Origin of the sequence: Bradyrhizobium huanghuaihaiense (genome assembly GCF_007830635.1) — a bacterium.
GTDB classification, from domain to species: Bacteria; Pseudomonadota; Alphaproteobacteria; order Rhizobiales; family Xanthobacteraceae; genus Bradyrhizobium; species Bradyrhizobium huanghuaihaiense.
The window spans coordinates 97,933-119,678 of record NZ_VLLA01000017.1; the positions used below are offsets into that span (position 1 = coordinate 97,933).

Here is a 21,746-nt window from a genome sequence, read left to right on the forward strand (position 1 = left end):
AGGAGTTCGTCGATGAAAGGGTTCATAGGATTCCGCCGGTTGGCCTTGTTTGCGGCGTTCGCATCATCGCTCATGGCCGTTCAGCCCTGGGCGGATGCGCGGCCGTTGAATTCACAGTCCCACAATGCTCGGCCGGTTCGCCCCGCGCCTTCGCAGCCAAGACCTGAGGTGCTCTCCATGAACGCCTGGACTGTTGGCCTGGCCGGAGGCCTGCTCGAGGGCGCACCGATACGGCTGGCGGCGGAGATCGCGCGTGTGGTCGACGACGGGGATAACCTACACGTTCTGCCGGTCGTCACTCGCGGAGCCACTGAAAACGTGAATTCCCTGCTCTATCTACGCGGCATCGATGCGGCAATCATCAATTCCGACGCGCTCGAGGAATACAAAAGCCAGGTGCCGGACATCCAGCGACGAATTGCATATGTCCTGAATCTGTTCCCGTCCGAGCTGCATATCTTCGTTCGACCGGAGATCCAGAGCTTGAGCGATCTTTCCGGCAAGAAGGTCAACTTCAATACGCAAGGCACCGCTGCGGCCTATTCGGGCCCGCTGATCTTCAGCCGCCTCAAGCTCGAGGTGGAAAAGACGTTCATCCCGCACCAGATCGCGCTCGAGCAGATGCGCAAGGGCGAGATTGCAGCGGTTGTCTTCATTACATCGAAGCCGGTGGATGCCTTCGTGCGGGGCCGTTGGGAGCCGGGTTTCAAGTTCCTGTCCCTCCCCTATGACGGCAGGTTCGAGGACTACTATCTCCCCGCCTCCCTCGGCGAAGCCGACTATCCCAATCTGATCAAGCCGGGCGAACGGGTTTCGACGATCGCCGTGCCGACCGCACTGGTCGCCTTCAATTGGCCGATCAAGTCAAACCGCTCCGAACGCGTCTCACGTTTCATCGACCACCTGTTCTCCCGGATCGACAGACTGCAGGCGCCCGGTTTCGACCCGAAATGGAAATCCATCAATCTTGCTGCAACGGTTCCGGGTCTCACCCGCGTCCCTGCGGCGCAGGCGTGGCTGGATCGTCAGCACCGCGCAACACAAGCATCACAATGAACTGGGCCGCGACCCTGCTTCTCTTGGCGCTCGCGGCTACAGGCGGCGTAGCGTCGGCGCAGGATTCGATGGGGCAACTGCGCTCCTGCCTTCAGAGGCAACACGCCGAGCGCCTCGAATGTCTGGACAAACTGACTCGCACCGTGGCGCCTCAGCATCGTCAATCCCCCGAAGACGGCTGGGTCGTCAGCCAGACGACCTCGCCGATAGACTACTCTCCGATCGCGACTGCCACGACATCCTCACGCAGCGGAGCCGGCGAGTCCGCGATGCAATTGTCGATTCGCTGCCGCAACGGGCGGACCGAATTGGTGCTCACGGGACCAGGCATCTCCCGTGGGGGCGGTGACGATGCAATTTTTTACCGCATCAATGATAACCCGGCGATGCAAATCGGGGCAGCCGTCCCGGCCTTCGGGCCCGGCGTTGCGTTTACGGGGGAAATTATTCGCTTGGTGCAGTCGCTTCCAGACAGCGGGGACCTCATTGTCCTGTTCTCGCGACGGGGCGGCGCCGCCCATGACGGATCGTTCTCCCTCGCTGGGTTGGACGAAGCGCGTGCGAAGATAGCAGCGGCATGCAAATGGCCGCGCGCGCTCGCGACACCGAGTCATTGATGACATGCAAAACGATCTTCTCGATGGAGGCGGATAATGATGACGTTCCAACATACTGCCAAGGTGTTCGCGATGGCGGCGATTACAGTTCTGGCTTCTGCATCGTTTGCGGCCGCCGAGCAAGGCGGAAGATACTGGACGCCGGCAGACGGGCAACAAGTCCAGCATAGGGCGGCGCACGCGAGACAACACGTGGCGAAGCCGGCAAAGCGAAAGCAGGACGCGTTTGCCCATATGAAGAATTCGGCGGCGCCGAAGGAAAGAGAGCATCATTTGATCCTGCAGGTAAATACCAATGACGCCCCGGCGATGAATCTCGCGCTCAACAACGCGATGAACGTGGCGCAATACTACAAGGACGCCGGCGAGAAGGTGAAGATCGAGGTCGTCACATTTGGGCCCGGGCTACACATGCTGCGTGACGACACGTCGCCGGTAAGAGCGCGCATCGAGGAAATGGCCCTGAGCACGCCTGAGGTTTCGTTCAAGGCCTGCGGCAACACCCAGGAGAAAATGAAGAAGGCCGAGAACAAGGACATACCGATTATGCGTCAGGCGGAGATCGTGAAATCGGGCGTCGTGCGCGTCATGGAATTGCAGGAGAAGGGCTGGACCTACGTCAAGCCGTGACAGGTAAGTAGCGGCAGTGACGTCGGCCGCCATCGCCGCGTCTAAGAGCATCTCATTTGCTGAGAAGGCCATGGCGGGACCAGCCTACACCAATCTCGGGTTTCCGCCGGGTTCACGCGTTCAGGTAAAGCCCGAAGCCGGCGCTCGCTTGGCTGGAAAGACCGGACGCGTCGTTGGCGGCGGATTTTATCCGAAAAGCCTCCGTCTGGTCCTGGACGGAGCGAAAGTTCCAATCACTCTGCACGTGAACTACGTGGCGGCGATTGACGACGACGTCGATCCGATGAAATCGGATTGATGGATGGGCTGACGTCGGGCCAGAAACGCAGGCCTGCTCTAAGGTCGTTCCAATGTAATGGAGCTTGCGTTGAGCGACGTTCCTTCCATTTCATTTCCGGCAATTGCCTTGCATCCCGTCAAGTAAGTCGCGGCGCCGCAGGTTGGCCGGGCATCAATGACTTGAGCATCCTGGCAGCACGGATGGCGAAGCCCAGCGGAGGCCGCCGGCAAAAGGCGACCTTCTTCACACGCTCCTTGACGTGCCACTTGGCATGCGAGCCGGTGCGGAACAAGATCACGTCGCCGGCACCATAACGCGTCGGCGCTCCACCATCGACCTCGAGCATGATTGATCCTTCGAGGATCACGACGGTCTCGTCGAAATCGTAATGCCAGTTGAACTTGCCTTCGGTGCAGGACCAAATCATCGTCCACCAGGTCTTGAACGCGCTCTTCGACAGAAGGTGCGAACGAGCTTCCGGGCGACCTTCGATGATCCACGACGGCTCGATGGGTGACGGCGTGAGTTCAACCGTGTCGCAATATGCCGCTTCAACAAGGTCGCGCATCTGCACCATCCGCATTGTTTGATGTATATTTGGCTCCTTCTCAACATATTCAGGCCTCAATTGAAGCCCGTGAAGATGTCGCCTTGTCGCACTCCCCGCTTCGTCGCGCACCATTACGAGGTACCTCGGCCCGGTAGATTCGCGGACGGTGTTTTGTGCTGCTTCTGAGCGATCGACAGCTCCGCGACTCGCCCGGATGGAGCTGGCAAGATGCGTGCTTCGACACCACGCATCGCGTGGCTTCCACCGCTATCTCAAGGACGGTGCTTGCCAGCTGATCTGCTGCATCTCTCGTTACGGCAGATTGTCGCGCAGAAAAATGTCGATGCGGATGCGCTCCTGGTCCGGGCTGATGGGCTCGCCCGAGCAATGCGCGAGCAGGACGCGCGCCGCGGAACGCGCTTCGTGGCCCGGATCCTGGTTGATGATCGCATCGAGCGTGCCGCGGACCAGGAAGCGCCGCGTGTGCTGGGTCAGTTCATGGGTGATCCAGACCACCTCGCGTGCGCGGCCCGAGGCTTCGAGCGCATCGGCGATGCCGCGGTTCCCGGCCCCGCAGCAATAGATGCCGCGGAGATCGGCATGGCGCGCGAGCAGCGCGGCCGTGAGCTTTCGCGTGCGGTCGCTGTCGTCGCGGCCCTCGAGGACCGGCAGCGCGCGCAGGTTCGGATATTCGCTGGACAGGATCTGGTGGAAGCCGAATTGCCGCTCGGTGTGGTCGCGCAGCGACAACGATCCCGCGATCACGGCAACCGTCCCCTCGCCGCCGGCGAGGAAACGTCCCATCAGCGTTGCGGCGGTCCGGCCAGCGGCCGGATTGTCTATTCCGACGTAATGGAGACGGCGCGCGCTCGGTGCATCCGACACAAGCGTCACGACGGCGACCCCGCGCGATGCGAGTTCGTCGATCGCGGCGCGCACCCGGGGATGGTCGAGCGCGATGACAGCCACCCCCTGATAGGCCGGCGACAGAGTCTCCAGCGCGCCGGCGAGCACGTCCGGATCGAACACGTCGACATGGAGGATGTCGATGAAGCCGCGCTGTCCGGCGAGCCACTCCGCCGTGCGCTGGACCTGCTCGGTCAGATTGGTCATGAAGCTGTTGCTGCCGCTCGGCAGCACGAAGGCGAAGCGGAAACTCTGCCCGCGCGCGAGCCGCGCCGCGGCGACGTCGGCGCGATAGCCGAGTTTCGCCACCGCAGCCTCGACACGCGCGACCGTCTTGGCGCGCACGCCCTCGCGCCGGTTGACGACGCGGTCCACGGTGGCGAGCGAAACGCCGGCCGCCCGCGCGACATCCTCGAGCGTGGCGCGAACGACCTGCTGGGCCGCGCCGGCTGTCATTCGCGCGCTGCCCACAACATGCCGCGGGTCATCAGCGTCCGGATCTCGGGCACGTCGAGCTCGTAGGCGCGGTGGCCGAGCGAGGAATAGAACACCCTGCCGGCGCCGTAGCGCTTCTTCCACACCACGGGCATCACCACGCCCTCGATCCAGGGCGCGTGCTCTCCGGTGAAGGTCGTCGTCGCCAACACCTCGTTGGCGGGGTCGACATGCATGTAGTACTGCTCGGAACGATGCTCGAAACTCTTCAGGCCCTTCATGATGGGGTCGTCCGGCTTCGTCAAGTCGACCTTGTAGTCGATGATGTTGCCGGGATGGGCGACCCACTGCCCGCCGCACAGGAACTGGTAGTCGACCGAATCGCGGAATGCGTCGCACATCCCGCCATGGTGTCCGGCGAGCCCGACCCCGCTGCGCACAGCCGCGCAGAGATTGAGCGCCTCCGCCTTCTCGATCTTCGACATCGTGTAGATCGGGATGATCAGCGACAGATCGTGGATCGCGGGATCGGCGAACGCCGCCGTCGTGGTCTCGATCCGCACCTCGAAGCCTTCGGCCTTCAACCAGCCGCGGATCATCGACGCACAGAGATCGGGATCGTGCCCCGGCCAGCCGCCCCAAACAATCATTGCCTTGCGCATGCTTCTATCCTCAGTCGATCTGTCCGGTTTCGCGTCCGGCCGGCAGCATCGCCGGCCGCTCGACGCGGCTCTCGATCTTGACGCGCCTCCCTTCGTCGGCAGAGGTCTGGAACGCCTCCATCACCTCCAGCACATGGAAGGCAAGCGCGCCGCTGGCGCGATGCGGCCGGTTGCCCAGGATCGCGGAGGCCATGTCGGCGACGCCGATGGAACGGAACTCGCCCTCGGCGTGACCGTGCGTGAGCGGCACCGTCTCCCACTCGCCGCCGGTTCTGGCCAGTTGCACCTCGCCCCCGAAGCGGTTCGGGTCCGGCACCAGCATGGTGCCCTTGTCGCCCCAGATCTCGATCGGGGCATGGCGGTGCTTGGGCACGTCAAAACTCATTCCGATCGAGACAACCGCGCCGCTTTCGAATTCGAGCAGGCCTGCGACATGCGTTGAAACCTCAACGGGGATCAGCGTGCCGTTCATCGGCTGGCTGGTGACCAGGCGCTCGGTTTTCGGACGCGCCGTCGTGCCCATTACGCTCGCAACCGGGCCGAGCAGTTGCACGAGATCGGTGATGTAATAGGGACCCATGTCGAGCATCGGCCCACCGCCGCGAAGATAGTAGAAGCCCGGCGCCGGATGCCAGCGCTCGTGGCCGGGGCAGCCGAAGAAGGCACTGCCCGCCACGGGCGTGCCGATCGCGCCGTCGTCGATCAGCTTGCGCGCGGTCTGGTGCCCGCCGCCGAGGAACGTGTCGGGCGCGCAGCCGACCCGAAGGTTCTTCTGCGCGGCAAGGTCCATCACCTTGCGCGCTTCCGTGGCGTTGATGCCGAGCGGCTTCTCAGAATGGACGTGCTTGCCGGCGTTCAGCACTGCAAGGCTGACGTCGGTATGGGCGAGCGGCACCGTGAGATTGACGACGATCTCGACGTCGTCACGCCTCAGCAATTGATCGACCCGCATCGCCGGAAGCCCGAAGGCCGCGCCCTGGCGCTCCGCGGCGTCACTGCGCATGTCGGCAAGCGCCTTGATCTCGAGGACGGGAAAGCGCTGGGCCGCCTTCAGATAGGCGGTACTGATATTGCCGCAGCCGATGATTCCGATACCAATTCTTCTCATCATGTTCTCCGTGAGATGCCGTTCATCCCTTGACCGCGCCCGCGGTCAGGCCGGCGACGATGTGCTTCTGCGCCAGAAGGAAGAGAATGACCGTCGGCAGGATGGTCAACGTGATGAAGGCCAGGATCAGGTGCCACTCGGAGGAGTACTCTCCCTGATAGACCATGATCCCGAGCGGCCAAGGATACAGCGCATCCGTGTTGAGCATCACCAGTGGCAACAGATAGGCGTTCCAGCTATTGACGAAGGTGATCGTGCCGACGGTCGCCAGGATCGGCCTCGACAAAGGCAACGTCACGTAACGGAAGAACTTGATGTAGCTGCAGCCGTCGACCAGCGCGGCCTCCAGCAGCTCGTAGGGGATGTCCTTGAAGAAACGGCGCAGCAGCAGCACGCTCATGGCGAGGCTGAAGGCCACCTGCGGCAGCGCAACGCCGAAATAGGTATCGAGCAGCCCGAGATCGCGCACCTTGATGAAGAGCGGTAGCACCGCGGTCGCGGCGGGAAACAGCAGGCCGAGCGTCAAATAGCTCAGCAGCATCGAGCTGCCGTAGAACCTGACATGGGCGAAGGCGAACGCCGCCATCGAGGCCACGATCAGGGTCAATGTCACCGCGAGCGCCGAGATGATCAGCGAATTGCGCAACAGCTGCCAGTAGCGCGCGGAGAACAGGATGTCCGCATAATTCTGCCACTCCCAGTGCTGCGGCAGGCCGAACGGATTGACGCGCAGTTCCCCGAGCGATTTGAACCCGCCGAGCACGGTCGCGAGCAGCGGCACCAGCACGAAGACGGCGATGGTGGCGAGGAACAGCGCCTTGAACAATGCCGCGGGATCGAACGGCGCGCGGGTGATGCCGGTCCTACTCATCGCGCATGAACCATCGCTTGTAGGTGAAGGCAAAGGTCACGCAGATCACGAACAGAATGACGCCGATGGCGCTGCCATAGCCGACCCGCATCCGGGAGATACCGTTGTTGTAGAGGAAGCTCACCATCGTGTTGGAGGAGTCCGCAGGTCCTCCGCGCGTCAGCGGCATGACGAGATCGAACAGCTGCAGCGAGCCGATGATGGCGAAGAACACGGACAGCCGAATGGTCGGATAGAGCAAGGGAATGACGACGTGGCGCAGGGTCTGCGTCCGCGTCGCGCCGTCGATGCGCGCGGCCTCGACCAGGCTCTTGTCGAGGCCCTGAAGCGCCGCGATGAACAGCATCATGTGAAAGCCGAAATATTTCCAGACGATCACGATCAGCACCGCCAGCATCGCGGTGTCGGTCGAGGCGAGCAGATGGGGCGGCTCGGCGCCGAATGTGCGCCAGATCGAGGCGACGAGGCCGTAATCGCCATCGTAGACGAAGCTGAAGATCAGCCCGGTCGCGATCTCAGCCAGGATATAGGGCATGAAGAACAGCATGCGTAGCGCCACCGCACCACGAAAGCGTTCCGCGAGCATCAGGGCGAGAGCGAGCGCCAGGGGCAGCTGGATCGCGAGCGAGACTGCGATGATCAGGCCGTTGTTGCGCAAGGCGAGCCAGAACGCGCGCGTTTCCAGCACGAAACGGTAATTGTCGAGGCCGATCCAGTTGGTCGGCCTGCCGAACCCGTTCCAGTTGAAGGCCGAGTACCACGCGGCCTCGCCGATCGGCAGCACCACGAAGAGTGTGAACAAGAGGAGTGCCGGCGGCAGGAACAGGATCAGGACCGTGAAGCGCCCGTCCCAGCGCGGACCGCGGACCGCGATCGACGAGAACGATGCCTCTGCAACGCCGATCGCAGGTGAGCTCGCGATCCGCCGGGCCACCGTCAATTGCCCTGCTTCCAGGCCGCCTCGATCGCTTTCGCAGCATCCTGCGGGCTCATGCTGCCGCCGGCGATCTCGGCGGTGACGTCGTTGACGACGCGACCGACCGAGGGACCAAGGCTCTGGTCATAGAAGTTCTGGTGATAGTTCGACTTCGCCAGATTGGCCGCGATCAGCTTCATGAAGGAATTGTTGAGGCCGGCATCCGCGCCTTGCACCACCGGGATGATGAAGTTGGCCGCGGCCAGCCGCGTCTGTACGTCTTTGGAGACGAAGTATTTCAGGAAGTCGACCGCCTCCTTCGGCGAGCCCTTCGTGATCAGCCAGCCGGTGATGCCGCCAAGCGTATCCGTCGGCGCGCCCTTGCCGCCTGATACGACGGGGAAGTCGAACCAGCAGATCTTGTCCTCGGAAAGGCCCGTCTTGTCGGCTGCGAGCGCGCGCTGCAAATGATAGACGGTGCTGATGGCGAGCGTCATCGCCGCCTTGCCGTCGCCGAAATATCCGACGGCCTGCGGATTCTTGAACCCGAGGAAACCGTTCTGGAACGGCTGGAGATCGACGAGCTGCTTGAACAGCTCGCCGGATTTCTGGAAGGTCTCACCGGCGAAGCCGCCATTCTCGCCGCGCAGCGCCGCGTCGAACGCCGGCTTGCCTCCGATGCGCACTGCAAGATGCGTCCAGTAGAAATGCAGCGGCCATTTGTCGGCACCGCCGACCACGATCGGCGTCACGCCGGCGGCCTTGAGTGTCTTCACCGCCGCAAGCAGATCATCCCAGCTCTTGATCGCGCCGGGCTCGACCTTCGCTTTCGCCATCAGCTCCTTGTTGCAGAGGAAGCCGACCTGCGAGAGCGCGGTCGGCAGACCATAGACGCGACCGCCGCTCGTGAAGGCGGCGAGCGCGGCTGGCGTGAGGCTGTCGCTGTAACCCTTGACCTGATCGGTAATGTCGTCGAGGACGCCGGCCTCGATCTGCGTTTTCAACACGCCGCCGGCCCAGCTGTAGATGATGTTCGGCCGATCCTTGGATTGCAGGATGGTCGGCAGCTTGGCCTTGTAGGCCTCGTTCTCGAGGAACTGCATCTCGACCTTGACGCCCGGATGCGACGCCTCGTAGCTGCGCGCGACCTCCTCCCAGATCTTCACCTGGGCGGGATTGGCCTCGATGTGGAGCCATTTCACTGTTGTGTCGGCTGCGGCCAGATTGGCCCCAAACAGGCATGCGGCAGCGGCGAGTCTCAGCTTCCCGAGCAGCCTCATCACATTCCTCCCAACAGGTTCTTCTATTCTTTGGCTGCAATCCTGCCTTCAAATTTTGAGGTACGCAACTAAAATTCTGATCTATGAACCTCACGACGGAAATGACTAAGGTTTGCAAGGGAAACGGGCGGCGCTTCGCACCGCCGCAAGCAAGTCGAGATGTGTCCATGGCAGCCATTTATTCTGACCTCGCCGGCAAGGTCGTTCTCGTTACCGGCGGCGCATCGGGAATTGGCGCTGCGATCGTGCGGCGGTTCGCGCAGCAGAACAGCAAAGTCGTGTTCTTCGACATCAAGGCCGACGAAGGCCTTCGCCTTGCACGCGAATTGTCCGATCAAGGCCTCGATGCACATTTCCAGCGCGTCGACCTCACCGATATCGCTGCGCTACGCGCCGGCGTCGCGGAAGCGCGCAACACGCACGGCGTGATCAACATCCTCGTCAACAATGCCGCGCATGACGAACGTCACAAGACCGAGGACATGACGCCGGAATACTGGGATGACCGCATCGCGGTGAACCTGAAGCATCAGTTCTTCGCCGCGCAAGCTGTACTGCCGGACATGAAGGCGGCGAATGCCGGCGCCATCATCAATTTCGGCTCGGTGTCGTGGATCGCCGGACAAGGCGGCATGGCCGCGTACACGGCGAGCAAGTCCGGCGTGGTCGGACTGACGCGCTCGCTGGCGCGCGACTACGGTCCCTACAACATCCGTGTAAACGCGATCGCGCCGGGCTGGATCATGACCGAGCGCCAGCTCGAGAAATGGATGACGCCGGCGGGCGAGATCGAACTGCAGCAGCGACAGTGCCTGAAGCGCCGGCTGGTGCCGGACGAGGTCGCGAAATTCACCGTCTTCCTCGCCTCCGACGAAGCCTCCGCCTGCACCGCTCAGCACTACATCGTCGATGGCGGCTGGGTGTGAATGCCTTGAGGACGATCGCTGCACCTGGACGCAAACCGGGAGCCGCGGATCCATCCCGCTGCGTTGACCTTCGCCTGCTGCACCGCGAGACCATTTGCGCCGCAGCATTCAAAAATGAGACTGCCCGTCAAGCCGGACGAGGCGTCCACGCGTGCACCGCATTCGACTTCGGCTAGCTTCCCCATAAAGCCGCGGGCCCATTGAGAGCCACGGGTGTCACGCCGGTTCGGCGCGGCAACAAATCGACGACACAGGGAGGAGCACAATGTCGAAATGCAGTATCGGACTGCTCGCGCTGAGCAGCCTGTTTCTTTCAGGCGCAGCGATCGCCCAGGAAAAGATCAAAGTGGGCGTGACCGCGACCCTCGAAGGCACCTACACGGTGCTCGGCGAGGACGGCATGCGCGGCCACCAGACGGCGCTCAATGTCCTTGGCAAGAAGATCGGCGACAAGGAGCTCGAATTCATCGTCGCCTCGACCGATGCGACACCGGACTCCGCGGTGCGCGCGGTCCGTAAGCTGATCGAGCAGGACAAGGTGCAGATCCTTCTGTCGCCCCTCTCCGGCGACGAGGGCATCGCGGTGAAGAACTTCGCGAAGACCCACCCCGAGCTGACCTTCATCAACGCGGCATCCGGCGCGCAGGAAACCACCTATGTCGACCCTGCCCCGAACTTCTTCCGCTACAACATGGACGGCGCACAGTGGCAGGTGGGCCTCGGCAAATACGCCTATGACGAGAAGAAGTATCGCAAGATCGCGACCGTCGGCGAGGACTACTCTTTCATCTACACCCAGGTGTTCGGGCTGGTGCTTGAGTTCTGCGGCGCCGGCGGACAGGTCACCAACAGGCAATGGGTGCCGCTCGGCACCAAGGACTTCGCCTCGGTCATCGCCGCCCTGCCCGACGACGTCGATGCCATCTATCTCGGCCTTGGCGGTGCGGATGCCGTCAACTTCCTCAACCAGTATCAGCAAGCCGGCGGCAAGGCGCATCTGATGGGCGGTTCCATCATGATCGACCAGACCATCCTGTCGTCGAAAGGGAACGCCAAGAATGCCCTCGTCGGCACCATCGCCGCGAGCGGCCAGGCCGACACCTGGGAGGATCCGGGCTGGCAAAAGTTCGTCAAGGCCTATCAGGACGCCTTCCCGCCCAACAAGCGCTTCCCGAGCCCCTCGCTGCTGGCCACCAACTATTATGGCTCGACCATGGCCCTGATCCTCGCGCTGCGTCAGGTCAATGGCGATCTCTCCAACAACCAGGCGAAGTTCAGGGAAGCGCTGGCGAAGATCGAGCTCGACGCACCGAACGGCAAGATCAAGCTCGACTCCAACCGCCAGGCGATCGGCACCAACTTCGTCACCGAGGTCGTCGATGACGGCAAGGGCGCGCTGTTCAGCAAGGTGGTGAAGGTGATCCCGAATGTGAACCAGACGCTCGGCTATGATCCGGCGGTGTTCTCGAAGATCGGACTGCCGAGCCGCACCGTGCCGGAATGTAAGAAGTACTGACGCATCACATCGGCAGGACGCAACCGGGGAGCGACTCGCTGACGCGGTCGCTCTCCGCTCTTGCAATCTCGGCGCCTTTGTTGAACGCTGGCTGAAAAGAAGAACATTCGGGAGGGGAAGGCATGAGCCGCGCGCTCGCCGTCTTCCACGGCCGCTTCGGCCGGGCGACGGTTTATCAATTGAACCGCCCTTTCAATATCCACGCCCATCGCGAAGGTCATCTGATCTTCCATGTCGGCGGCATGCCGGCATGCATCGATGTCTCCGACGGACACTATGATCTCACCGAATCCTCCGTCGTCGCCGTCAATCCCTGGGAGCCGCACAACTTCCTGCCGACCGACCTCGATGGCGGCGCCATCTTCTTCGTGCTCTACGTCAATGCCGAATGGTTTGCGCCCGACGCTTCGGGCACCGACCGGCTGCGGTTCGGCCGCACCCAGTTCAGGCGCACGCCTGCACTCGACAAGCACATCAGGCGGACCGCCGCGCTCGTGTGCGGCGCACCATCCCTCTCCAGCCTCGATTCCGAACTAAGGCGGCTGATCGACATCTGCTACGACGAGAGCTGGCAGCAGGCCGAGATCGCGCGCGATCCACGCGCAAACGGCGCCGTCACCGATTTTCGCGTGCGCAAATGCATCAAGATGATGACCGAAAGCCCCGGCGCCGAGATCGAGCTCGACACCATTGCGCGCGAATCCGGCCTGTCGCGGCCGCACTTCTACCGGCTGTTCCGCGTTCAGACCGGAGTCACGCCGAACCTCTATCTCAACACATTGATCATGGAACAGGCGCTCGAAGCACTGGTGGCCAGCGAGACGCCGATCGCCGACATCGGCTTCGATCTCGGTTTCTCCTCGCAGAGCGGTTTCACCCGCTTCTTCGCCGCCAATGTGGGGATGGCTCCGACCGATTATCGCCGCGCCGCCAAGGTTTTGCGCGCCTGACCGCTGTACGAAAAGATACTCACGATCAAACGTCGCCCTCCCCGCCCGGCTAGGATGCGGGCAACGCGATCCCGAGATGATCGCGACCGACGGGAGCGCACGTCCATGGCAAGGCCTGCAGCCGCTGCAAGGCTGTCCGACCTGCATTCGATGAACGATCGCCGCGTCGCCCGGACAAACGGACGGCGCACATGAGCCGTTTCATCGAACGCCATCCCGCCTGGGCGCTGATCACGATCATTGCCATTGCCGTCTTACTCTGGCTGATCTTCTCGGTCTGGCCGCCGGGTCTCGAAGAGGCGATCGGCCGCAAACGCGTCTTCCTCAATGCCGTCTTCAACGGCATTACGCTCGGGGGCCTCTACTTTCTCGTCGCCAGTGGCTTCACGCTGATCTTCGGCCTGATGCGCAACGTCAATCTCGCCCACGGCTCGCTCTATCTGTTCGGCGGCTATGTCGGCTACGCCGTCAGCACGTCGACCGGCTCCTGGACCCTCAGCTTCATCGTCGCCTTTATCCTGACGGCCCTGGTCGGCGTGCTGCTCCAGGTGATCGTGTTCCGGCGCATGGAGGGCCAGGACCTCAGGCAGACCATGGTGACGATCGGACTGTCGATCGTGTTTGCCGATCTCATGCTCTGGGCCTGCGGCGGCGATTTCTACCAGATCCAGACCCCGAGCTGGTTGATCGGGCCCGTGGACCTGCCGCTGATCACCGCGGTGAAGTCCTCGGGCGAACCGGTCTATCTCAGATATCCGATGGTACGGCTCGTGATCTTCGCTGCGTCCGTGGTCATCGGCGTCGCGATGTGGCTCGCGCTCAACCGCACCCGGATCGGCATGATCATCCGCGCCGGCGTCGATGATCGCGACATCCTTGCCGCAACCGGCGTGCGCATCCAGCTCGTCTTCGTGCTGGTGTTCGCGTTCGGCGCGGGGCTTGCCGGCATCGCCGGCGTGGTCGGCGGCACCTTCCAGTCATTATCGCCCGGCGAGGACATCCGCTTCCTGCTCGCCTCGCTCGTCGTCGTGATCGTGGGCGGCATGGGCTCGATCCCCGGTGCGGCACTCGGCGCGCTGATCATCGGCCTCGCCGAGCAGCTCGGCTCGGTCTACATCCCGACCTACGCCATCGTCGTGACCTTCCTGATCATGGTGCTGGTGCTGGCGATCCGGCCGCAAGGCCTGTTGGCGAGGCGCTGAGATGTCGTTGCTGCAGAGCACCCAGCTTCGCGCCACCCCGCCCGCATCAGCCGCCCGCCGCGCCTTCATCCGCGCCTGGCCGGAATTTGAGAACCCAGCGGCTTGGCTGGTGGCGCTGATTCTCGTCATCATGCCGCTGATCGCGAGCGGCTTCTTCCTGATCGAGATCTTCGGCACCACCTTGATCCTCGGCACCATCGCGCTCAGCCTGATGTTCCTCGCAGGCTACGGCGGCATGGTCAGCCTGATGCAGCTGACCATCGCGGGATTTGCCGCCTACATGGTCGCGGTATTCGGCATCAGCGCCAACACCAATATCAGCCTGGGCTGGCCGTGGTGGCTCGCAACGCCGATGGCACTCGCGCTCGCGACCGCCTTCGGCACGCTCGGCGGCGCGCTCGCGGTGCGCACCGAGGGCATCTACACCATCATGATCACACTGGCGATCGGTGCGGCCTTCTACTACTTCACCAACCAGAACTGGGCGATCTTCGGCGGCCACACCGGCATCAATACCGTCGCCACCCCGCATTTCTGGGGCATCGACTGGCGTACCGATATCGCGTTCTATTACGTGACGCTCGGCGTCGCCGCGATCTGCTACTTTGCGGTCCAGTATATCTCACGCGCGCCATTCGGCCTCGCGCTGCAGGGCGTGCGCGACAACCCACGCCGGATGGCCGCGCTCGGCTTCAATGTCAACGCGCATCGCGTGGCGGCGTATGCCTTCGCTTCCTTCATCGCCGCGCTCGGCGGGGTACTGCAGGTCTGGAACTACCGCCAGATCTCGCCGGGCTCGGTCAGCGTCGGTGCCTGCATCGACGTGCTGATCATCGCCGTGGTCGGCGGCATCACCCGCCCGATCGGCCCCTTCATCGGTGCGCTGATCTTCGTGCTGCTGCGCACCTTCGCGCTCGACTTCCTGGTCAGGCTCGGGCTCGACGGCAACCGCTTCCGCCTGCTGATCGGGCTCGGCTTCCTCGCCATCGTGTTCTGGTCCTCGGACGGCGTCATCGGACTGTGGCAGCGGTGGCGTCAGAGCCAGCGTCCGCGGACGGATCGCCCAGACGGAGGGCGCGGCCATGGATAGCGTCGCCCAACGCCTCTCCGCCGTCGGTGCCAGTGCCGCGCTCGAGCTACGCGGCGTGACGCGGCTGTTCGGCGCGCTGGCAGCGCTGACGGACGTCACCTTCACGGTGCGGCCGGGCGAGCGGCGCGCCGTGCTCGGCTCCAACGGCGCCGGCAAGACCACGCTGTTCAACTGCATCACCGGCGATTTCCCGCCTTCCTCCGGCACAATCCGCTTCTTCGGCGAAGACGTCACGCACTTCCCGCCCTATGAACGCATCCGCCGCGGGCTGCGCCGCACCTACCAGATCTCGGCGCTGTTCCCGGGCCTCACCGTGCAGGACAACGTCTATCTCGCCTGCCGCGGCGTCTCGCGCGGACGCTTCTCGTTTCTGCGGCCGGGACAGAATGATGCCCTGATGCATGCAGCCGACAATCTCGTCCAGGCCGTGCATCTGTCCGCCGTGAAGGACCAGCGCGTGGCCGAGCTCGCGCACGGCCAGCAGCGCCAGCTCGAGATCGCGCTCGCGCTGGCCGGCGCCCCGCGCTTCGTCCTGTTCGACGAGCCGGCCGCGGGGCTGTCGCCGACCGAACGGGCCGAGCTGATCGAGATCCTGACTTCCCTGCCCGCCCATATCGGCTACATCATCATCGAGCACGACATGGACGTGGCGCTGCGCGTCGTCGAGAGCGTCACGATGATGCACAACGGGCGCGTCTTCAAGGAGGGCCTGCCGCAGGAGATCCAGTCCGATCCCGAGGTGCAGGAGCTCTATCTCGGAGGCGGCCATGAATGAGGCCCGCCGCTCTTCCCCTGCGCTCGAGGTCCGCGGCCTCGACGTCTACTACGGTCACTCCCACGCGCTGCAAGGCGTCGATCTCACGCTGGACAGCGGCGTATTCTCCGTCGTCGGCCGCAACGGCATGGGCAAGACCACGCTGTGCAAGGCGATCATGGGGCTCGTTGGCGTGAGCGGCGGATCGATCCGCGTGCGCGGCGAGGATGTCACGCGGCGGCCGTCGGCCCAGATCGCCCGGCTCGGCGTCGGCTATGTGCCGCAAGGCCGCCGTCTCTGGCGCTCGCTCAGCGTCGATGAGCATCTGCAGCTTGCCGGCGGCATGCGGCAAGGGGCCTGGACCGTCGAGCGGATCTACGACACCTTCCCGCGCCTCGCTGAACGCAAGGGCCACGGCGGCGGCCAGCTCTCCGGCGGCGAGCAGCAGATGTTGGCGATCTCGCGCGCGCTGCTCACCAATCCGCATCTCTTGATCATGGACGAGCCGACCGAAGGCCTCGCGCCCGTCATCGTCGCGCAGGTCGAGGAGATGCTGCTGCGGCTCGGCGAGGACGGCGACATGTCCGTGCTCGTGATCGAGCAGAACATCGGGGTGGCCACGGCGATCTCGCGCAATGTCGCGATCATGGTCAACGGCCGCGTCAACCGCATCATCGACTCCGGCCGCCTTGCCGCGGACCGCGAGCTGCAGCAGCGCCTGCTCGGCGTCGGGCTTCACGCCGAGCTCGAGCCCGATAGCGACATCTCCGAGGCTGCCCGCGGCGCGAAGCCAGCGCCGGCGCCGCGCCCGGGCGGACCGATCCGCATCTACGTTTCCAACCCGACGCTCCCGACGCGATGGTCGCAGCCGGTGCCGATCGCCCGCATCGAGGCGGCGGCCCGCACGGTCTCGACGCATGTCGCGCGGCTGGAGGAGACGACGCGGCGCAGGCGCGAGCCGGTGGCGGCGCAGACCGCCGGCCCGCCCATCGTCCTGGTCGTCGGCACGCTCGATACCAAGGGCACCGAGTTGCGCTTCATCCGCGACATCGTTGCAGGAACCGGTCTACGCACCCGGCTGGTCGACGTCTCGACCAGCGGCAAGCATTCGAGCTGCGATGTCTCCGCGCAGGAGATCGCGCTGAACCACGGCCGCGGCGGTGCGGCCGTGTTCGGCCCCGATCGCGGCGCTGCCGTGACCGCGATGGCCGATGCGTTCGCCAATTGGCTGCGACGCCAGGGTAACGTTGCCGGCGTGATCACGGCCGGCGGCTCGGGCGCGGCGTCGCTGGTTGCGCCGGGCATGCGTACCCTTCCCGTCGGCGTGCCCAAACTGATCATCTCCTCCATCGCCTCGGGCGATGTCGGGCCCTATGTCGGCCCCGCCGACATCACGATGATGTACTCGGTCACGGACGTGCAGGGGCTGAACTCGATCTCGCGCGCGGTGCTGGCCAACGGCGCCAACGCGCTCGCCGGAATGGCCAAGGCGCGCCTTGATGCGCATGCCGCGGCGGCGCGCGAGGCCGGCGGCCTGCCCTCGGTCGGCATCACCATGTTCGGCGTCACCACGCCTGCCGTGCAGAAGATCGCGGCCGAGCTGCACGACGATTTCGAATGCCTGGTCTTCCACGCCACCGGCGTCGGTGGCCGTTCCATGGAAAAGCTCGTGGAGTCCGGCCAGCTCGCCGGCGTCATCGACCTCACCACGACCGAAATCTGCGACCTGCTGATGGGCGGCGTGTTTCCGGCGACCGAGGATCGTTTTGGCGCGATCATCCGCAGCCGGCTGCCCTATGTCGGCTCGGTCGGCGCGCTCGACATGGTCAATTTCGGCGCGCTCGACACCATCCCCGAGCGCTACCGCGGCCGCAAATTCCACGTCCACAATCCGCAGGTCACGTTGATGCGGACGACTGCCGAGGAGAACGAGCGCATCGGCCGCTGGATCGCCGAGCGGCTCAACCAGATGGATGGCCCTGTGCGCTTCTTCCTGCCCGAGGGCGGCGTCTCCGCGCTCGATGCGCGAGGCCAGCCGTTCTGGGATCCGGACGCCGATGCCGCGCTGTTCCGCTCGCTGGAGCGCAATGTCCGGCAGACCGGCAACCGCCAGCTCATTCGCACGCCCAAGAACATCAACGATCCCGACTTCGCCGCCGTCATCGTCAGCGCGTTCCGAACCCTGTTCGGCCGCACCGGCGCGCGGCGGAGACTAGCGAGGTGACCGATGGCCAGGTTTGAACGCGCAGCCCTCCTGAAGAAGTTCCGCGACATGGCAAGGCGCGGCGAGCCGATCGTCGGCGGCGGCGCCGGCACAGGCCTGTCGGCCAAATGCGAGGAGGCCGGCGGCGTCGATCTCATCGTCATCTACAATTCCGGCCGCTATCGCATGGCCGGCCGCGGCTCGCTCGCGGGCCTGATGGCCTATGGCGATGCCAACGCCATCGTGCTCGAAATGGCCAGTGAGGTGCTCCCGGTGGTCGGCCAGACCCCGGTGCTCGCGGGCGTCAACGGCACCGACCCGTTCCGCGACATGGACGTCTTTCTCGACCAGCTGAAGGCCCTTGGTTTCGCCGGCGTCCAGAACTTTCCGACGGTCGGTCTGATCGACGGCACTTTCCGCGCCAATCTCGAGGAGACCGGCATGTCCTATGCGCTCGAGATCGACATGATCGCGAAAGCGCACGACAAGGACATGCTGACCACGCCCTACGTGTTCAGCGAGAAGGAGGCCGCCGCGATGGCGATCGCCGGTGCCGACATCATCGTCTGCCACATGGGGCTGACGACGGGCGGGACGATCGGCGCGCAGACCGCCTTGAGGCTCAAGGACTGTCCCGCGCGGATCGACACCTGGGCCACAGCTGCGCTCAGCGTCAATCCGGACATCCTGGTGCTGGCCCATGGCGGCCCAATCGCCGATCCCGCCGACGCCGATTTCATCATGAAGAACACCCGTCATTGCCACGGCTTCTACGGCGCCTCCTCGATGGAGCGGCTGCCCGTGGAGCGGGCGCTGACGGAGCAGGTACGTCAATTCAAGGCGATCGGCGCGCGGTAACGCCGGAAGGTTCGAAGGAGGGAAACATGTCAGGGATGCTGGTCGGTGAATTGATCCTCTGGCTGATCGTCGCGATCATCGTGATCGTGGTTGGCGTCTATATCGTGAACTGGCTTTACCATCGCTCCTCCAAGGAGACGTCGTTCGTCAGGACCGGTTTCCTCGGCGAACGCGTGGTGATCAATGGCGGCGCCTTCGTGCTGCCGTTCATCCACGACTACACGCCGGTCAACATGAATGTTTTGCCGATGGGCATCGTGCGCTCCAAACAGGACGCCGTGATCACCCGCGACCGCATGCGGGTCGACATCGAGGCCGACTTCTACGTGCGCGTGCAGCCGACCCGCGAAGCCGTCTCGATCGCGGCAGCCACGCTCGGCCGCCGCACCTTGGAGCCCGGGCAGCTGCACGCGCTGCTGGCCGGCAAGTTCATCTCGGCGATCCGCTCGGTCGCCTCCGAAATGACCATGGAGGAGATGCACGAGCGGCGCGGCGAATATGTCGCGCGTGTCAAGACCGAAGCGGCGGAAGCCCTCGCCCAGAACGGCCTCGAGCTGGAATCGGTCGCGATCACCGATCTCGACCAGACCGACCTCGAATTCTTCAACCCCTCGAACCGGTTCGATGCCGAAGGCTTGACCCGCCTGATGGAGGACATCGAGGCCAAGCGGAAGCTGCGCAACGACATCGAGCAGGACTCGATGATCAAGATCCGTTCACGCAATCTGGAGGCCGAGCGGCAGGCGCTGGAAATCGAGCGCGAGAGCGAGACCGCGCGCCTGGAGCAGGAACGCGACATCGAAATGCGCCGCGCCCTCCAGCGCACGGAAGTGGCCCGCGAGCGCGCGCTGCGCGAGACCGAGGCCGAGCAGGCGCAGATCTCGGCGCGCGAGGCCATCGAGCGCGCCCGCATCGCCAACGACCAGGCGATCGCGGAAGCCCGCATCGCCTCGGAGCGCGAGACCCGCCAGAAGGAGATCGAGCGGACCCGGACGATCGAGGAGAAGGAGCTGCTGGCGCGCGAGGAGATCGAGAAGACCCGGATCGCCAACCAGCGCTCGATCGACACCAGCCGCATCGCTTCCGAGCGCGAGGTGCGCCAGCGCGAGATCGAGCGGATGCGCACGGTCGAGGAAGCCGAGATCGCCGCGCGCGAAGCCATCGAGAAGGCGCGGATCCAGCAGGACCGCGTCGTCACCGATGCCCGTATCGCCAACGAGGAGGAGACGCGGCGCCGCGAGATCGAGCGCACCCGCGCCGTAGACGAGGCCGAGATCGTCGCGCGCGAAGCCACCGAGAAGGCCCGCATCGCCCAGACGCTGATTGTCAATGTCGAGCGCATCTCCTCAGACGAGCGCACCCGCGCGCTGGAGATCCAGCAGGTGCGCACCATCCAGGAGGCCGAGATCGAGGCCCAGCGCGCGGTCGAGGCCGCGCGCATCGCGCGCGAGCGGACGCTGGCCGCAGACCGCATCGCCGCCGAGCAGAACACCCGGCAGCTGGAGATCGAGCGTAACCAGACGCTCGACGTTGCCGGCATCGCGGCCCGCGAAGCGACGGAAGCCAGCCGCATCGCCCAGGAGGAGCGCGTGCGCTCGCTGGAGATTGCCCGCAACCGCGCGGTCGAGGAAGCCGACATCGCATCGCGCGAGGCGATCGAAGCGGCCCGCATCGCCCAGGAGAAGGCGGTTGCGGCCGAGCGAATCCAGGCCGAGCGCGACACCCGTTCGCTCGAGATCGAGCGAACCGGCATCCTGGAAGCGGCCGAGCTGAAACGGCGCGACGCCATCGAGCGCCAGCGTATCACGGTCGATCTCGCCCTCGAGGCCGAGCGCATCAACTCCTCCAAAAAGCGCGAGGTGCTCAATATCGAGCAGAAGAAGGCCGTCGAGATTGCGGACGAAGACCGCGTCATCGCCCTCTCCACCAAACGCTCCGAACGGATCGATGCCGACCGCCAGGTCAAGCAGGCCGAGATCGTCGCGCGCAAGGAGGTCGAGACCACCGACGTCTCGCGCGAGCAGGCGCTTGAGGCGGCCCGTCTCGAGCGACGGCGCGCCATCGAGCAGCTCGAGGTCGCCCGCGTCCAGTCGCTCCAGGAGGCGGAAATCGCAGCGCGCGAAGAGGTCGAGCGCGCCCGCATCGCTTCGGATCGCGGCCTCGACGAAGCCCGCATCGGCCGCGAGCGCGAACTGCGCAAGCTCGAAGTCAACCGCGAGAAGGACGTCGAGACGGTGCTGATGGAGAAGGCCATCGCCATTCATCAGAAATCGCTGGAGGAGTCCGCCGCCCGCGCCGCCGCCGAGGAGGCAAGGATGCGTGCGACCGAAGCGGCCGAGCGTGTCGTCACCGCGCGCGAGAGCGAGATCGCAAAGCGACGCAAGACCGTCGAGGTCCTGCTGGCCGAGAAGCAGGCCGAGGAAACCCGTATCGCGGCCGAAGCCGAGCGCATCCGCGCCACAGTCGAGGCCGAGGCGCAGCGGATGCTCAACGAGGCCGAAAACGTGCTGACGGATCAGGCCCGCTACTCGCTGTTTCGCCGCAAGTTGCTCGACCGCATCGAGGGCATCGTGCGCGAAAGCGTCAAGCCAATGGAGAAGATCGAGGGCATCCGCATCCTCCAGGTCGACGGCCTCAACGGCAACGGACACGGCGGCGGCAATGGCGGTCGCAGCGCCACCGACGAGGTGATCGACTCCGCCCTGCGCTACCGCGTCCAGGCGCCCCTGATCGACTCCATCCTGTCAGACATCGGCGTCGAAGGCGGCAGCCTGGCAAAGATGCCCGGACTGATCCGCGAGGCCCGCGACATGCAGGGCATCAAGGATGCCGCGCGCAAGGGCGGCGGTGGCGACAAGCCCGCCGCCCCGCCCCCTGCCGAAGGCGGCGAGCCGCCGACCGAGCGCGGTCCGCGGAAGAAGAGCTGAGGTCGCGCC

20 protein-coding genes are annotated in these 21,746 nt (G+C 64.6%); 13 read left to right on the forward strand and 7 right to left on the reverse strand.

Annotated features, from left to right (window positions below; translation table 11 throughout):
- The first annotated feature begins 12 nt into the window (after positions 1–12).
- The 4 genes from IQ16_RS28975 to IQ16_RS28990 all read left to right on the forward strand — a co-directional run bounded on the left by IQ16_RS28975 (position 13) and on the right by IQ16_RS28990 (position 2,601).
- Positions 13–1,056: a TAXI family TRAP transporter solute-binding subunit gene (locus tag IQ16_RS28975; protein ID WP_018643019.1), complete on the forward strand. Its 1,044-nt coding sequence runs from the start codon at positions 13–15 to the stop codon at positions 1,054–1,056.
- Positions 1,053–1,673 carry a hypothetical protein gene (locus IQ16_RS28980; RefSeq protein WP_018643020.1) on the forward strand — a complete coding sequence of 207 codons (621 nt, stop codon included), beginning with the start codon at positions 1,053–1,055 and terminating at the stop codon, positions 1,671–1,673. Before IQ16_RS28975 ends, IQ16_RS28980 begins: the two co-directional genes overlap by 4 nt.
- A 36-nt stretch (positions 1,674–1,709) precedes the next feature.
- Positions 1,710–2,303, forward strand: coding sequence for a DsrE family protein (locus IQ16_RS28985; RefSeq protein WP_018643021.1), 594 nt, complete (start codon positions 1,710–1,712; stop codon positions 2,301–2,303).
- A gap of 70 nt (positions 2,304–2,373) precedes the next feature.
- Complete coding sequence (locus IQ16_RS28990; RefSeq protein WP_145831892.1) at positions 2,374–2,601, forward strand: hypothetical protein; 228 nt, start codon at positions 2,374–2,376, stop codon at positions 2,599–2,601.
- A 118-nt stretch (positions 2,602–2,719) separates the two neighbouring features.
- Here the strand turns inward: IQ16_RS28990 and IQ16_RS28995 are convergent, their stop codons facing one another.
- From IQ16_RS28995 to IQ16_RS29025, 7 genes are all read right to left on the reverse strand, one after another.
- Positions 2,720–3,160 (reverse strand): cupin domain-containing protein, encoded by a 441-nt coding sequence (locus IQ16_RS28995; RefSeq protein WP_018643023.1) that lies wholly within the window; start codon positions 3,158–3,160, stop codon positions 2,720–2,722.
- A gap of 285 nt (positions 3,161–3,445) precedes the next feature.
- Positions 3,446–4,495, reverse strand: a complete 1,050-nt coding sequence (locus IQ16_RS29000) for a LacI family DNA-binding transcriptional regulator (RefSeq protein ID WP_018643024.1) — start codon at positions 4,493–4,495, stop codon at positions 3,446–3,448.
- Positions 4,492–5,136: a ThuA domain-containing protein gene (locus tag IQ16_RS29005; protein ID WP_018643025.1), complete on the reverse strand. Its 645-nt coding sequence runs from the start codon at positions 5,134–5,136 to the stop codon at positions 4,492–4,494. Before IQ16_RS29005 ends, IQ16_RS29000 begins: the two co-directional genes overlap by 4 nt.
- 10 nt (positions 5,137–5,146) lie before the next feature.
- Positions 5,147–6,244, reverse strand: a complete 1,098-nt coding sequence (locus IQ16_RS29010) for a Gfo/Idh/MocA family protein (protein WP_026311995.1) — start codon at positions 6,242–6,244, stop codon at positions 5,147–5,149.
- A 22-nt stretch (positions 6,245–6,266) separates the two neighbouring features.
- A complete protein-coding gene (locus IQ16_RS29015; RefSeq protein WP_018643027.1) occupies positions 6,267–7,115 on the reverse strand; it encodes a carbohydrate ABC transporter permease in 849 nt (282 codons plus the stop codon).
- Positions 7,108–8,049 carry a carbohydrate ABC transporter permease gene (locus tag IQ16_RS29020; RefSeq protein ID WP_020607879.1) on the reverse strand — a complete coding sequence of 314 codons (942 nt, stop codon included), beginning with the start codon at positions 8,047–8,049 and terminating at the stop codon, positions 7,108–7,110. Before IQ16_RS29020 ends, IQ16_RS29015 begins: the two co-directional genes overlap by 8 nt.
- Before the next feature lie 2 nt (positions 8,050–8,051).
- Positions 8,052–9,311 carry an extracellular solute-binding protein gene (locus IQ16_RS29025; protein WP_026311997.1) on the reverse strand — a complete coding sequence of 420 codons (1,260 nt, stop codon included), beginning with the start codon at positions 9,309–9,311 and terminating at the stop codon, positions 8,052–8,054.
- Between the two features lie 167 nt (positions 9,312–9,478).
- Between IQ16_RS29025 and IQ16_RS29030 the strand changes: the two genes are divergently transcribed.
- The 9 genes from IQ16_RS29030 to IQ16_RS29070 all read left to right on the forward strand — a co-directional run bounded on the left by IQ16_RS29030 (position 9,479) and on the right by IQ16_RS29070 (position 21,737).
- On the forward strand, positions 9,479–10,237 hold the full coding sequence (locus tag IQ16_RS29030; RefSeq protein WP_018643030.1) for an SDR family NAD(P)-dependent oxidoreductase: 759 nt from the start codon (positions 9,479–9,481) through the stop codon (positions 10,235–10,237).
- A 265-nt stretch (positions 10,238–10,502) separates the two neighbouring features.
- Positions 10,503–11,753 carry an ABC transporter substrate-binding protein gene (locus tag IQ16_RS29035; RefSeq protein ID WP_018643031.1) on the forward strand — a complete coding sequence of 417 codons (1,251 nt, stop codon included), beginning with the start codon at positions 10,503–10,505 and terminating at the stop codon, positions 11,751–11,753.
- Between the two features lie 122 nt (positions 11,754–11,875).
- Positions 11,876–12,703 carry a helix-turn-helix domain-containing protein gene (locus IQ16_RS29040; RefSeq protein WP_018643032.1) on the forward strand — a complete coding sequence of 276 codons (828 nt, stop codon included), beginning with the start codon at positions 11,876–11,878 and terminating at the stop codon, positions 12,701–12,703.
- A gap of 191 nt (positions 12,704–12,894) precedes the next feature.
- Positions 12,895–13,905 (forward strand): branched-chain amino acid ABC transporter permease, encoded by a 1,011-nt coding sequence (locus tag IQ16_RS29045; RefSeq protein WP_018643033.1) that lies wholly within the window; start codon positions 12,895–12,897, stop codon positions 13,903–13,905.
- Between the two features lies 1 nt (position 13,906).
- The gene (locus IQ16_RS29050; protein ID WP_018643034.1) at positions 13,907–14,995 is read left to right on the forward strand and encodes a branched-chain amino acid ABC transporter permease; all 1,089 of its coding nucleotides are present in this window, start codon (positions 13,907–13,909) and stop codon (positions 14,993–14,995) included.
- Positions 14,988–15,770, forward strand: a complete 783-nt coding sequence (locus IQ16_RS29055; RefSeq protein ID WP_018643035.1) for an ABC transporter ATP-binding protein — start codon at positions 14,988–14,990, stop codon at positions 15,768–15,770. The genes IQ16_RS29050 and IQ16_RS29055 overlap by 8 nt, the downstream gene beginning before the upstream one ends.
- Complete coding sequence (locus IQ16_RS29060; RefSeq protein ID WP_018643036.1) at positions 15,763–17,973, forward strand: ABC transporter permease; 2,211 nt, start codon at positions 15,763–15,765, stop codon at positions 17,971–17,973. Before IQ16_RS29055 ends, IQ16_RS29060 begins: the two co-directional genes overlap by 8 nt.
- Before the next feature lie 3 nt (positions 17,974–17,976).
- Entirely contained in the window at positions 17,977–18,810 is an 834-nt protein-coding gene (locus IQ16_RS29065; protein ID WP_018643037.1) for a phosphoenolpyruvate hydrolase family protein, read from the forward strand.
- A 26-nt stretch (positions 18,811–18,836) separates the two neighbouring features.
- A complete protein-coding gene (locus IQ16_RS29070) occupies positions 18,837–21,737 on the forward strand; it encodes a flotillin family protein (protein WP_018643038.1) in 2,901 nt (966 codons plus the stop codon).
- Positions 21,738–21,746 lie beyond the last annotated feature (9 nt).